The organism is Amycolatopsis dongchuanensis, assembly GCF_039542405.1.
Classification (GTDB): domain Bacteria; phylum Actinomycetota; class Actinomycetes; order Mycobacteriales; family Pseudonocardiaceae; genus Amycolatopsis_E; species Amycolatopsis_E sacchari.
On record NZ_BAABIB010000134.1, the window covers coordinates 18,574 to 31,281 of the forward strand.

11 protein-coding genes are annotated in these 12,708 nt (G+C 71.7%); 6 read left to right on the forward strand and 5 right to left on the reverse strand.

Going from position 1 to position 12,708, the window contains the following annotated elements; translation table 11 throughout:
• Positions 1 to 4 precede the first annotated feature (4 nt).
• Genes ABFX51_RS32810 through ABFX51_RS32820 form a run of 3 tightly spaced genes read left to right on the forward strand, consistent with a single transcriptional unit; the run spans position 5 to position 3,134 of the window.
• The gene (locus ABFX51_RS32810) at positions 5 to 886 is read left to right on the forward strand and encodes a branched-chain amino acid ABC transporter permease (protein WP_091511288.1); all 882 of its coding nucleotides are present in this window, start codon (positions 5 to 7) and stop codon (positions 884 to 886) included.
• Complete coding sequence (locus tag ABFX51_RS32815) at positions 886 to 1,896, forward strand: branched-chain amino acid ABC transporter permease (RefSeq protein WP_091511285.1); 1,011 nt, start codon at positions 886 to 888, stop codon at positions 1,894 to 1,896. The genes ABFX51_RS32810 and ABFX51_RS32815 overlap by 1 nt, the downstream gene beginning before the upstream one ends.
• Positions 1,893 to 3,134, forward strand: a complete 1,242-nt coding sequence (locus ABFX51_RS32820) for an ABC transporter substrate-binding protein (protein WP_346056045.1) — start codon at positions 1,893 to 1,895, stop codon at positions 3,132 to 3,134. Before ABFX51_RS32815 ends, ABFX51_RS32820 begins: the two co-directional genes overlap by 4 nt.
• A gap of 168 nt (positions 3,135 to 3,302) precedes the next feature.
• Here ABFX51_RS32820 and ABFX51_RS32825 read toward each other — a convergent pair whose 3' ends face one another.
• From ABFX51_RS32825 to ABFX51_RS32845, 5 genes are read right to left on the reverse strand one after another with little or no spacing between them, the layout of a single operon-like run.
• Complete coding sequence (locus ABFX51_RS32825) at positions 3,303 to 4,565, reverse strand: cation:proton antiporter domain-containing protein (protein WP_346056046.1); 1,263 nt, start codon at positions 4,563 to 4,565, stop codon at positions 3,303 to 3,305.
• Entirely contained in the window at positions 4,555 to 5,328 is a 774-nt protein-coding gene (locus ABFX51_RS32830; protein ID WP_091511279.1) for a gamma-glutamyl-gamma-aminobutyrate hydrolase family protein, read from the reverse strand. Before ABFX51_RS32830 ends, ABFX51_RS32825 begins: the two co-directional genes overlap by 11 nt.
• Positions 5,318 to 6,103 carry a HalD/BesD family halogenase gene (locus tag ABFX51_RS32835; RefSeq protein WP_218153536.1) on the reverse strand — a complete coding sequence of 262 codons (786 nt, stop codon included), beginning with the start codon at positions 6,101 to 6,103 and terminating at the stop codon, positions 5,318 to 5,320. The genes ABFX51_RS32830 and ABFX51_RS32835 overlap by 11 nt, the downstream gene beginning before the upstream one ends.
• On the reverse strand, positions 6,100 to 7,305 hold the full coding sequence (locus ABFX51_RS32840; RefSeq protein WP_143249929.1) for a CaiB/BaiF CoA transferase family protein: 1,206 nt from the start codon (positions 7,303 to 7,305) through the stop codon (positions 6,100 to 6,102). Before ABFX51_RS32840 ends, ABFX51_RS32835 begins: the two co-directional genes overlap by 4 nt.
• A complete protein-coding gene (locus ABFX51_RS32845) occupies positions 7,305 to 8,654 on the reverse strand; it encodes a serine hydroxymethyltransferase (RefSeq protein ID WP_218153535.1) in 1,350 nt (449 codons plus the stop codon). Before ABFX51_RS32845 ends, ABFX51_RS32840 begins: the two co-directional genes overlap by 1 nt.
• A 166-nt stretch (positions 8,655 to 8,820) precedes the next feature.
• On the opposite strand from ABFX51_RS32845, the gene ABFX51_RS32850 reads away from it, so the two are divergent.
• From ABFX51_RS32850 to ABFX51_RS32860, 3 genes are all read left to right on the forward strand, one after another.
• On the forward strand, positions 8,821 to 10,146 hold the full coding sequence (locus tag ABFX51_RS32850) for an aminotransferase (RefSeq protein ID WP_346056047.1): 1,326 nt from the start codon (positions 8,821 to 8,823) through the stop codon (positions 10,144 to 10,146).
• Complete coding sequence (locus tag ABFX51_RS32855) at positions 10,103 to 11,326, forward strand: ATP-grasp domain-containing protein (protein ID WP_346056048.1); 1,224 nt, start codon at positions 10,103 to 10,105, stop codon at positions 11,324 to 11,326. Before ABFX51_RS32850 ends, ABFX51_RS32855 begins: the two co-directional genes overlap by 44 nt.
• A 109-nt stretch (positions 11,327 to 11,435) precedes the next feature.
• On the forward strand, positions 11,436 to 12,638 hold the full coding sequence (locus ABFX51_RS32860; RefSeq protein WP_346056049.1) for an MFS transporter: 1,203 nt from the start codon (positions 11,436 to 11,438) through the stop codon (positions 12,636 to 12,638).
• Positions 12,639 to 12,708 lie beyond the last annotated feature (70 nt).

A 12,708-nucleotide genomic window follows, 5' to 3' on the forward strand; every position in this document is an offset into this window, starting at 1 on the left:
CACGGTGGGAACCTTCATCCAGCTCGTGGTCGACGGCCTTTCGACCGGCTCGGTCTACGCGGCGCTGGCGCTCGCGATCGTGCTCGTGAACCAGGCGACCGGGCTGATCAACTTTGCGCAGGGCGGGATGGCCGTGCTGTCGGCGTACTTCGCCTACACCGGGCTGCAGCTCGGACTCCCCCTGCTGGTGGCGATCGTGCTCGCCGTGGTCGTGTCGTTCTTCCTCGGCGCTGCGGTCGAACGCTTGCTGATCCGGCGGTTCGAGCGCGGCGACCCGGACACGGCGATCGTCGTGACCATCGGGTTGCTGACGCTCGTCACCGGGATCTGCGGCTGGCTGTGGACGTACAACAACCTCCAGTTCCCCTCGCCGTTCCCGTTGTCTACTGTGGACATCTTCGGTGCGGTCGTCAGCGTCCGCTCGCTCGGCACGACGATCGCCATCATCGCCATCATGGTGCTGCTGCAGTTGTTGTTCCTGCGCACCAAACTCGGGCTCGCGTTGCGGGCCGTCGCCGACAACCCCGTCTCCGCCTCCTTCTCCGGACTCCCGGTCGGGCGGTTGCTGATGATCGGCTGGGGATTCGCCGCCGCTTTGGGCGCGATCGCGGGCTCCCTCGTCGCCCCGCAGCTGACGCTCACCCCGGGGATGCTCGACAACGCGCTGGTCTACGCGCTCGCGGCGGTGATCCTCGGCGGGCTGGACAGCCCGATCGGTGCCGTGGTCGCCGCGTGGATCATCGGCGTGGCCGAGAACCTCGCGGCCGTGTACATCCCGTTCATCGGGCACGACCTGAAGATCGCGGTGCCGTTCCTGCTGATCTTCGTGATCCTGGTCGTGCGTCCCCAGGGCCTGTTCGGGCGGAAGGTCGTGGCGCGGGTCTGATGGCTACTTTGTTGCGCACCAAGTGGTTCCGGCTCGGTCTCGGCGTGGTCGTGGCGGTGCTGCTGCTCGCCGCGCCCCTGATGCTGCCGTTGTTCGCCAACCAGACGCTCGTGCGCATCGGCGTGTACGCGATCGCCGTGCTGGGCCTGAACCTCGTGATGGGCTACGCGGGGCAGGTCAACCTCGGGCAGATCTTCTTCGTCGGGCTCGGCGCGTACGTCGCGGCGTTCGGGGTCACCCACGACTGGAACATCGTGCTCGTGTTCGTCGCGGCGTGCCTCCTGCCCGGGGTGGTGGGGCTGCTCGTCGCGCTCGCCGCCGCGCGGCTGGGCGGGCTCGCGATCGCGATGGTCACGATCGCGCTGCCGATCGTCGGAGTGCCGCTGGCGAAACGGCTTTCCGACCTCACCGGTGGTTCGCAGGGCGTGTCGGCCCGGTTCTCCGGCGCCCCGGACTGGAGCGGTCTCTACGACGACCAGTGGCAGTACTACGTCCTGCTGGTCATCACGGCCGTCGCGTTCCTGCTGGCGCGCAACCTCGTGCGCGGGAAGTTCGGCCGCGCGCTGAAGGCGGTGCGCAGGAACGAGGCGGTCGCCGCGTCGATGGGCATTTCCCCTTACCGCTACAAGGTTCTCGCGTTCACCGTGGCGTCGGTGTTCGGTGGCGCGAGCGGTTTCGGTTACCTCGTCGCCGTGCAGTACACCTCGCCGGAGACCCTGAGTTTCGGCCATTCGATCGCGCTCGTCGCGGCGATGGTCGTCGGGGGTGCGGGCAGCATCGCCGGCTCGCTGATCGGCGGTGCGTACTACGTGTTCGTCCCGCAGCTGACCAACTCGATCGACCCCAACCTCACGGCGATCAGCCAGGGCGTGATCCTGCTGGTGGTGCTGTTCCTCCTGCCGGGCGGGCTGGTGAGCCTCCCGAGGGTGATCCGCAGGCTCGCCCGCCGCCGGTCCCCGCAACCGGCTTCCCCTTGGCCAGAAGAGACAGAGAGGCAGGCGCAAGCATGAAGGTTCGCAGGAGGTTCACCGCCGTCGTCGCGGTGGTTTCGGCCGTCGCCCTCGTCGCGGCGGGCTGCGGTCGGGGCACCAGGGGAGGGGAGGGTTCGGCGAGCCCCGGTATCACGGACACCGCGATCACGCTGGGGATCACGACCCCGCTGAGCGGTCCGACGGCCGGGCCCGGCACGTGCACGGTCGCGGGGGTCAAGGCGTACTTCGGCTCGGTGAACGCGGCGGGCGGGGTGAAGTTCGGCGACGGCAAGACGCGCAAGGTGGAGATCAAGAGCTACGACGACGCCTACGACCCGCAGAAGTCGCTGGCGAACTTCCAGCAGATGAGCTCCGACGGTGTGTTCGCCGTGACGGCGGGCCTGGGCACGCCGACGAACCGCGCGTTCCGCGACGCGGCGATCGACGAGAAGTTCCCGCAGGTGCTCGTGATGACGGGTGACCCGCTGTTCAGCAAGCGGCAGGACAGCCCGTGGCAGCTGGGTTTCGTGCCGATCTACCAGAACGAGGGCGCGGCGTTCGGCAAGCTGCTCGCGGCGTCGGGCGGGCAGCACAAGGTCGCGGTCCTGGCACAGAACGACGACTACGGCAAGGGGTACGTCGAGGGCTTCAAGCAGGCGATCGCGGGTGCGCCGAACGTGCAGATCGTCCGCGAACTGAGCTACGAGGCCACGGACACCTCGGTGGACGCCCAGCTGACCGAGCTGGCGTCGACCGGCGCGGACGTCTTCTTCAACGCCATGTCGATCACCCCGCTGGCGATCGCGGCGCTGCAGAAGGCGCAGCAGGTCGGCTGGCGGCCCAGCTGGTTCCTGCCGTCGAACACGTCGAGCCCGTCGGCGATCCTGCAGCCGGGCAACGCTTCGGCGTTCCCGGGGATCTACTCCGTCGCGTTCGCGAAGGCGCCGCAGAGCCCGGAGTTCGCCAAGGACGCGGATGTGGTGAAGTTCCTGGCGGACCTCAAGCAGTACGCGAACTACCCGGACGTGCCGGCGTTCCCGCACTGCATGTGGAGCTACATGGTGGGAGCCACGCTGCAGCAGGCGTTCGAGAAGATGACCAAGCCCACGCGTGACGACTTCATGACCGCGCTGCGCGGGATCTCGGGCTTCCGCGCCCCGCTGATGCTGGAGGGCACCGCCGTCGACACGACGAAGGACGGGCAGCCGGCGGTGTCGTCGGTCGTGGTGCAGAAGTACAACGGGAAGGGTTACGCCACGGCACAGACGTTCGGCTGAGGCCCGGCGGTGGGTGGCGGCTCGCGTGGCTGGGGCGGTGAGCCGCGGCGCAGGGCGTGCGGGCCTGGGCGCGGTGTGCTGCCGGTGCGGTTCAGCGGGCCGAGTGGGTGAGGCAGCGCGGTCGGGGCCCGTGGCCGCTCGGCCGCCGCACCACGCCGAGGCCCCACCTCACCGCCGCGCACCGCCGACCGGCATCCCCACGGCGTCGAGCTCGAACGGGTCCTCGCCCAGCCGGTTCCCGCGTCTGGCGAGCCACGCCAGTGCGGGGCCGGTCGCCGCGGTCGTCGCCAGTGCCATGAGCACCATCACCGAGTACTGGCGCCGGTCGATGACCCCGAGCTGCAGCCCCGTGCTCAGCACGATGAGCTCCGTCAGCCCCCGCGTGTTCAGCAGTACCGCGAGCGCCGTGGCCGGGCGCGTCCTCAGGCGGCACGCCTTCGCCGCACCGAACGCACCCAGCGCCTTCCCCGCCGTGGCGGCGAACAGCACGACGCCGAGCAGCACCAGCGAAGCCGGGTCGAACGCGATGTCCACCTGCAGCCCCGCCACCACGAGGTACACGGGCAGGAAGAACCTGCTGATCTCCAGCACCCGCCCCCGCACCCGCGCGACGAGCGGCCCCGGGCCGGACCGCGCGGCGAGCAGCCCGAACACGAACGCGCCGAAGATGAAGTGCAGGCCCATCAGCTCGGTCGCCGCCCCGCACGCGAGCGCTCCGGCGAGCAGCAGCACGACCACGGCGTTCTCCTGCCGGGGCCCGAGCCGGAGCAGCACCAGCCGCAGCACGGGCCCGACCGCGAAGCGCAGCACCACCACCAGCGGCACCAGCAGCAGCACCTGCCACACGTGCCCACCGCTGCCACTGACGATCGCGACGACCACCGCCAGCGCCGACCACGCCAGCACGTCGCACAGCGCGGCGACGGTCAGCGCGAGCCTGCCCACCCCCGTCCGCACCAGCCCACGGTCGTCCAGGATCCTGGCCAGCACGGGAAAAGCGGTGATCGACAGCGCCACCCCGAGGAACAGCACGAACGCGGTCGGCGACCCCCGCTGCCCGACCCCCAGCACGGGCAGCAGGAGCGCCGTACCCACCCCCAGCGCGAACGGCACCAGCATCGCCCCCGCCGCGACGACCCACGCGTGCCGCAACCGGGTGCGGACCGCGCTGCCGTCGAACTCGGCTCCCAGCGCGAACATGAACAACGCCACGCCGACGTTGCCGAACGCGCCCAGCGTCGGCCGGACCGCGTCGGGGAACAGCACCCCCGACCACGGACCCAGCACGGTCGGCCCGAACAGCACCCCGCCGAGCAGCTCCCCGATCACCGGCGGCTGCCCGAGTTTCGCCACGAGCGAGCCGAGCAGCCCGCACACGGCGAAGACCCCCACGAGGTCCAGCAGCAGCACGGCGATCTGGTTACCGGACACGCTGCCGCACCTGCTCCGCGAACCACCGGAACAACGCCTTGCTCAACGGCCACTCCCGCGCGATCCGGTGTTCCGGATGCCACTGGACGGCCAGGCACGGCGCCGCGTCGACCGTGCGGGAAAGCGCTTCCACGTACCCGTCGGGGCTGACCGCCTCCACGGTCAGCCCCTCGGCCAGCCGGTCCACGACCTGCCGGTGGTAGGAGTTCACCCACACCTCGTCAGCCCCGTCCGCGAGGTCGGCGAGCAGACCGCCGGGCTGGACGCGGACCGGGTGGATGGCGCCGTAGAACGCCTCGGGCCGCAGCTCGGCGGACTCCGGTACGTCGGCGTAACGCCGGTGCCGCGCCTTGTCCGCGATCTCCTCGATCGTGCCGCCGAACGCGACGTTGACCTCGTGCAGGCCGCGGCAGATCGCCAGCACCGGCACGCCGGCCCGCAGCGCGCGCGGGATCAGCGGGATGATCGTGCCGTCCCGCCCCGGATCGCCCGTGGCCCCCTCGGCGAGCGCGCCGCCCTGCCACACGGCCGGGTCGATGTCCGAGAGGCTGCCGGTGAGCAGCAGGCCGTCGCTGACCTCCAGCAGCCGCTCGGCCGCCAGCAGCCCGCCGATCGGCGGGACCATCAGCGGCAGCGCGCCCAGTTCCTCGGCGGCGGCCAGCACGTACTTGTCGTCCACCCGGTACATCGAGCCGCCGTCGGCGCCCCCCGGCCGCGTGCAGCCCGACACGGCGACCACCGGCGCGGCGGCGTCACCGCTCATCGCGCCCCACGGCCTCCGCCGCCGACGCCGACGCGTCCTCCCACCAGCGGTCGTCGCCCTCCAGCGACTTCCGCAGGTCCCGCTGGCCCGCCCACGTCATGTTCAGGATCGTGCGCTGCCCGTCCTCGGTCAGCGGCACGGTGCGGTGCAACGTCGTGTCGGTGCGCAGGAAGTAGATGTCGCCCGACACCAGGCCGTGCGTGTCGATCCTGCGCTCGCACAGCGTTTCGTTGATGCGGGGATCGGTCTTGTCCCAGTGGGTGTGCGGGACGCACTGGAGCATGCCGCCCGCGCGCAGCGGTGGCATCCGCAGCGCCCAGATCAAGGCGAAGCTGTAGTCGCCCCAGTGCCAGCCGTGCGTGTCGCCCTTGTGCTCCTGGTGCGTGATGAGGAACCGCTCGTCGTCGGACACCGACGCGATCACCGGTTCCCTCGCCACCCGCGCCATGAAGCCGAGCAGCTCCTCCGACGAGGCCAGGCCGGAGATCAGTTCGCTCGCCTTCTCGACCTGTTCGCTGCGCACCACGCTCATCTTGCGCGGGGTGCCGCCCGTCGTCCTCAGCTGCAGATCGCGCCGCTCGGTGTGCTCCTCGACCAGCCTGCTCACCTCGTCGTCCACCGCGCGCAGCAGCTCCGCAGGCACGAGCGGCTGGTCCCCGCCGAACTTGACGAAGCCGTCACGGGAGAACACGTCCGCGCGCCGCTGCACGTCGGACTCGCTGAAGGTGGCGGCCAGGTGGTCGCTCAGCGCCTTGGTGGCTGTGTGGGTGTTCACGGTTCCGCCTCCTGGTTGTCGTCGGATCGTGCTGAGTCCTGTCCGGCCTGGTGCACCACGCCGCCCGCCGCCAGCGCCGCGATCTCGCCGCGGGAGAACCCGCAGCCGGCGAGCACCGCCGCGGTGTCCTGGCCCAGTGCCGGAGCGGGCCGCTCCGCCGGAGCCGGCAGGTGGACGGGCCCCACCTCGGGGTGCTCGACGTGCCGCCAGAACCCGACCTCGGCGAGGTGCTCGTCCTCGACCAGGTCGTCGAGCCCGAGCACCGGTCCACACGGGACTCTGTTGTCCCGCAAGGATTTCAGGCATTCGGACGTCGTGCGGGCCGCGGCGAACCGGGCGAGGTGGTCCGCGACCAGTTCGGGATGGGCCTGCCGGGCGGCCACGGTCGCGAGCCTCGGGTCGACGGCCAGCGCGGGCTGCCCGAGCAGTGCGGCGACCGAACGCCAGTGCTTGTCCTGGTACGGCAGGATCGTCACCGCGCCGTCCGTCGTCGGGAACGGCCTGCGGTGCGGGGAGAGCGCCCGCCGGTAGCCGGTGGGGCCGTCGTCGGCGAAGATCCGGCCGTCGAGGTGCTCGACCGCGGTGAACGCGGTCATCAGCTCGAACATGGGGAACTCCAGCTCGGCGCCTTCCCCGCTGACCGCGCGCCGGTACAACGCGGCGGAAATCCCTGATACGGCGTAGAGCGCGCAGACCTTGTCACACAAGATGCTGGGCGAGAAAGCGCTTTCACCAGAAGCTTTCGCCTGCAGCGCCACGAGTCCGGACACCCCCTGGATGATGTCGTCGTACGCGGGCAGCCCGGCATACGGCCCCTCACGGCCGAAACCCCAGCAGTTGGCGTAGACGATGCGCGGGTTGGCCGCCACGACGTCGGCATACGTCAGGCCGAGGCCGGTGATGGCGCCGGGCGTCATGGAGTGCACGAACACGTCCGCGTGCGCGGCGACGCGCAACAGCACCGACCGCGCCGAGCGGTGCCGCAGGTCGACGCAGACGCCACGCTTGTTCCCGTTGCAGGACAAGTGGATCGCGGACACCCCCGGCGCCGCGACGTGCCCCATCTGCCTGCCGATGTCGCCGTGCGGCGGCTCGACCTTCCACACCTCGGCGCCGAGATCGGCCAGTACGCGCGTGGTGAGCGGGCCGAACACGACCCTCGTGAGGTCGAGCACCCGGACGCCGTGCAGCGGACCCGGCATCACGGCCGCCCGGACTCGTGGCAGTAGTACACGGTCTGGAAGGGCTCCCGGAAGCGGACGACCTCCTCGCGGACGGCGGCCGGATCGGCGCCGTCCCGCAGCACGGCGGCCAGGAACCCGGCGATGCGCGCCATCTCCGCCGTCCCCATGCCCAGCCGGGTCACCTCGGCGGTGCCCAGCCGCACCCCGCCGGGGAAAGCCGTGTCGTCACGACCGGGCAGCGGCTGCTGGTTGACCACGAGGTTGGCTTCGGCGAGCCGGGACGCCGCGGCGAACCCGCCGCCCCAGCCGCGGGCGTCGACCAGCACCTGGTGCGTACTGGTGAACCCGCGCCCGGCGCCGAGCACCGGAACCCCGCGCTCGTGCAGCGCGGCGGCGAGGCACCGCGCGTTGCGCACCATCCCGGCCGCGAGGTCCGCGCCGTACTCCAGGACCTCGGTGGTGGCCACGGCGAGCGCGGCGACGCGGTTGAGCTGGTGGGACCCGGTGAGCACCGGGAAGATGGTGTGGGACACCGGTTCCGCCAGCGCCGGGTCGTTCCACAGCGCGAACCCGCCCTGCGGCCCGCAGAACGTCTTGCCCGACGAGGCGGTGACGAGGTCGGCACCCTGCGCGAGCGGATCGGGGTACGCGCCGCCGGCGATCAGCCCCGCCTGGTGCGCCGCGTCGACGTACAACCGCCCGCCCCACTCGCCGATGATCTCGCGGATTTCCGTTACGGGAAGCGGGAAAAGTGTCGTGGTCTGGCCCAGCGCGGCGAGCGGGGGCCGCAGCCGCCGCGCCACCTCGGCGAACCGGTCGAGATCGATGTCCAGACCACTCGCGTCCACCGGGATCGACGCGAGGCGCACCCCGCGCGCGGCCGGTGGCCCTTCCGCGGTGTGGCTGGAATCGCCGCCGCCGTCGGGCCCCAGCACCAGCACGGTGTCACCCGGCGCGGCCAGCGCTGTGTACGCGACCATCGTGGCGTGCATGCCGCCGAGCAGGCGCGGATCGGCGAACGAGCAGGCGAAGGCCCGTTTGAGCAACTCGACGCACAACGCCTCCAGCTCGTCGAGCACCGCCATCGCGGAGAACCAGCGCCGGTCCCGCCCGATCGCCCCGCCGGACGCCCTCGTGCCCGCCTCGCTGCTCAGCACACGCCTGACCAGCGGACTCGTCGGCGCCTCCGCCGCGACGAGGTTGACGCACCGGCGGCCGCGCCATTCCTCGTTGCGCCGCACGCGGTCCAGCACGAGGTCGCGCATCGCCGCCGTGTCGAGGCAGCCCTCGATCGCTTCACGCGCCTGCTGCAGGACGGCGGGGTCGTGCGCCGGCGAACTCGTGCCCGCCTGCTGTTCCAGCGTCATTTCGGAAACCGAAACGGATGGTCCATCCACGCTCGCGTGATCACCATTCCCCCAGTTGATCAGCCCCGCAGTTCTTCCTCCGACCTTAGCAGCACGGGGAATCGGGGGAAAGGGCTGCCGCGCACCGCCGCGAACCCCTAATGTCGTCGGGGAAAGAGGAGGGCCGGTGGAAAAAGCGATCTTGTATCCGTTCACTGATCTCGCCCGGCAGCAACGCGAAGGATCGCTCCGGATCGTGCGGGGCGACGGCGTGCGCGTCTACGACGAGGACGGCCGCGCGTACCTCGAAGGGACTTCGGGGCTGTGGTGCGTCTCCCTCGGGTTCAGCGAAAACAGGCTGGCCGGAGCGGCGGACCGCCAGCTGCGCACGCTGCCGTACTACCAGTTGTTCAACCAGCGCACGCACGGCGTCGCGGAGCGGCTGGCCGAACGGTTGCTCGAGCTCGTGCCCGCGCCGTTGTCCGCGGTCTTCTTCGGCAATTCCGGTTCCGAGGCCAACGACACCGCCGTGAAACTCGTCTGGTATTACAACAACGCGCGCGGCCGCCCGGAGAAGAAAAAGATCATCGCGCACCGGCTGGGTTACCACGGTTCCACGATCGCGACGGCGAGCCTGACCGGGCTTTCCCTGAACCACACCGATTTCGATCTTCCTCTGCCCTGGGTGCGGCACGTGACGTGCCCGCACCACTACCACAACGCCCGGCCAGGGGAGGGCGAAGAGGAGTTCGCGCGCAGGCTGGCGGGTGAGCTCGATGCCCTGATCGAGGCCGAGGGGCCGGAAACGGTCGCCGCGTTCATCACGGAGCCGGTGCTCGGCGGCGGTGGCGTGATCGTGCCGCCACGCGGATACTTCGAGGAGGTGCAGCGGGTGCTGCACAAGCACGACGTGCTCCTGGTCGCGGATGAGGTGATCTGCGGTTTCGGCCGCACCGGCGCGATGTTCGGCAGCGGGACGTTCGGGTTGCGGCCGGACGTGATGACCTTCGCGAAAGCGCTTTCCTCGGCCTACCTGCCGATCTCGGCGACCGTGGTGTCGGACGAGATCGCCGAGGCGATCGTGCCGCGCACCGCGCTGCGGGGCGGGCTCGGGCACGGGTTCACCACCGGCGGGCACCCGGTGTGCTGCGCCGTCGCACTGGAAACACTCGACATCTACGCCGAACGGGACATCGTCGGGCACGTCCGCGAGGTCGCGCCGGTGTTGCAGGACGGGCTGCGCCGCTTCGCCGACCATCCGCTCGTCGGTGAGGTGCGAGGGGTCGGGCTCATCGCGGGGGTGGAGCTGACCGAGCCAGGGGAACGGCTCGTGCGGCACGCGATGCGGCGCGGTGCCCTGCTGCGGCCGCTCGGGAACACGATCTCCTTCTGCCCGCCGCTGATCAGCACGGCCGGTGAACTGACCGAACTCGTCGGGATCTTCGGCGACGCACTGGAGGATCTTTCGCGTGAACTTCCGAACGCTGTTCATCCGTCCGCTGCGCGAGCGTGAGCTGGGCCTGACGACGTTCCTGCGCCGCGGCGCGGAGATCGTCATCGCCGACCACCCGTCGAGTGACCTTTTTGGACTCGCCGACCGGCAGATCCCCGTGCCCAGCCCGCCGGAAGCGTTCCGGAACGGCGGGATGGCGGAGATCGAGGAGCGGGTCGTGGCCTTCGCGCGGCGCTTCCCGCTCACCGCTGTGACGGCCGACTTCGACTACCTGCTGCCGCTGGTCGGCAGGCTCAACGACCGGCTCGGCCTGCGCGGGCACACCGGGGCGAGCGGAACGGTGTGCGCCAGCAAGGTCCGGCAGCGGGCGGCGCTCGACGCCGCCGGGGTGCCGTCGCCCGGCTGGCGCCCGTTCACGACGCGCGCGGAACTTTCCGCCGCGGCACGGGAACTCGGCTTCCCGCTGGTGGTCAAGCCCGGCGACCGGTCGAACAGCGCGGCGGTGCGGTACGTCGCGCGGGAAGCCGAGCTGGACGGGGCGTACGCGGCGGCCGTCGAGCAGTCCTGGACCGGGGAGTACCTCGTCGAGCAGTACCTCGACGGGCCGGAGGTGAGCGTCGAGGCCATCACGTTCCGGGGTTGCACCGAGGTCATCGCCGTGACGGACAAGGAGATCGGGCAGCCGCCGCGGTTCCTCAAGCTCGGTGCCGAGGTGCCGTCGCGGCTGCCGTCGGACGTGCTGGACGGGGTGCGTGAGGTGGCCGTCGCCGCAGTGGCCGCGCTGGGCGTGACGGACTCGCCGTCGCACACGGAGCTCCGGATCACCGCCGAAGGCCCGAAGGTGGTCGAGGTCAACGCGCGGGTCGGCGGGCTGTTCCTGGCGCAGATGGTGCAGGCGGCCACGGGGGTGAACCTGTACGACGCGTGGTTCGATGTGGTGCACGGCCGCCCGCCGCGCCTGGCGCCGACCCGCTCGGCGGTGGCGGTGCGGCGCTGCGTGTCGGACGGCGCGGGCGAGGTGGCGGCGGTCGAGGTCGGGACGCAGCCGGTGGCGGAGGCGGAACGGCACGTGCTGACCCGCTGCCACGTCAAGCCGGGCGCGGTGCTGAAACCGGCGGAGGACAACTTCGACGTGCGTGCCGTGCACGTCGCCGCCGCGCCGACGCGGGAGGAGGCGGTGGCGGCGGCGGAACGGCTGGTGGGGACGCTCGGCATCCGGGTGCGGGAGTTGCAGTGGTGAGGGGGGCGGGGTTGGCGGGCGGGCGTGCTGCGGTCCGGGGGTTTCGGCGGTGAGGCGGTTGGCGCAGTGCCTGGGTGGGCGGGCGTGCCGTGGTCCGGAGGTTCCAGCGGTGAGGCGCCTGCCACCGGGCACGCGCCCGCTCGCGGTGGCGGTGTTCGCCAACGCGATCGGCACCGGGCTCGTGCTGACGGCCCTCGCCCTGTTCCTCGCCAGGGCGGCAGGGCTGCCGAGCGGGCGCGTCGCGGTGGTGTTGTCCGTCGCGGGGTTCGCCGGGCTGGCCGCGGGGATCCCGCTGGGCAGGCTCGCCGACGTGCTCGGCGCCCGCCGCACCACGCGGATCATGTTGGTGTGCCGCGCCGGGGCGACGCTCGCGTTCGCCTTCACGTCTTCGTTCCCGCTGCTCGTCGTGGTGACGACCGCGGTGACCGTCACCGAACGCGGGGGCAACGCGGCGATCGGGGCGTTGATCGCGCGGGTGGGCGGTGCGGCACGGGTGACGGTGCGCGCTTACCTGCGCTCGGTGGCCAACCTGGGGGTCGCGCTCGGCGCGGGGCTCGCGGGCGTGGCCATCGCCGGATCGTCCTACGCGCTGCTGATGGCGGGCAGTGCCGTGCTGGTGGCGGTGGCCGGCGTGCTGCTGCGCTGGGTCCCGGCCCCGCCCGCGCCTCCCGCGCCGCCCGCCACGCGGACGTGGGTGGCGTTGCGGAACCGGCGGTACCTCGCCGTTACGGCACTGCACGGGGTGCTAAGCCTGCACTTCGACGTGCTGGCGGTGGCGCTGCCGCTGTGGATCGTGTTCCTCGGCACCGTTCCGCCGTGGACGGTTTCGGTGCTGGTGGTGGTGAACACGGTGATCGTGGTGCTGTGCCAGGTGCCGGCGAGCAGGCGGATCGACACGGTGCGCCGCGCGGCGCGGGTCGGGCCGCGGATCGGGGCGGTGTTCCTGGTGGCGTGCCTCGTCTTCGGCGTCACCCGGTACCTGGTGCTGCCACCGGCGGCGCTCGTGGCGGTGCTGGTGGCGGGGGTCGTCGTGCTGTCGGTGGGGGAACTGTGGCAGACGGCGTCGTCGTTCACGCTCGGGTTCGACCTCGCCGACGAGCACGCGCAGGGCCAGTACCAGGCGGTGTTCGGGCTGGGCCGCGGCCTGACGAAGGCCGTCGCGCCGGTGCTGCTGACCGGGTTGTGCCTGGGGTTGGGGTTGCCGGGGTGGGTGTTGCTCGGGTTGGGCTTGCTGGGGTGCGGGGTGCTTTTGGTGCGGGTGGTGCCGTCGGGTGAGGCGGTGGCGGAGCCGCCCGTCGGTCCGCCGGGGTAGCGCCGCCATCGGTGGGCAGGTGAGCGGTCGTGCCGGTGGAGCTGACGGCGCTGTGCCGGGGCTGGGGTTG